Raw genomic sequence first — 521 nt, forward strand, 5'->3', positions numbered from 1 at the left:
CCCTTGCTAGTCAAAGCGGCTGAGCAAGGTGGAGCAGTCGGTATCCGAGCAAACAGTGTTCGCGATATCAAGGAGATTAAGGAGGTTACGAAACTCCCGATTATCGGGATTATCAAACGTGACTATCCGCCACAGGAGCCTTTCATTACAGCTACGATGAGAGAAGTGGATGAACTGGCTGAACTAGATATTGAGGTCATTGCTCTGGATTGTACCAAACGTGAACGTTACGATGGTTTGGAAATTCAGGACTTTATCCGACAAGTCAAAGAAAAATATCCGCATCAACTCTTAATGGCTGATACTAGCACGTTTGAAGAGGGTATAGCAGCAGTTGAAGCAGGGATTGATTTTGTTGGAACAACCCTATCAGGTTACACCTCTTATAGTCCCAAAGTGGATGGTCCAGACTTTGAACTGATCAAAAAACTTTGTGAAGCAGGGGTGGATGTCATCGCGGAAGGGAAAATTCATACACCAGAACAAGCTAAGCAAATCCTTGAGTATGGGGTGCGAGGTAT

1 protein-coding gene is annotated in these 521 nt (G+C 44.9%); it reads left to right on the forward strand.

The window, feature by feature from the left end; all coding sequences use genetic code 11:
- Nucleotides 1–521 (forward strand): N-acetylmannosamine-6-phosphate 2-epimerase (locus GMD6S_RS10115; protein WP_000297873.1); only part of this gene is annotated, 521 nt, incomplete at both ends.

It is taken from the genome of Streptococcus sp. GMD6S, from assembly GCF_000297015.1.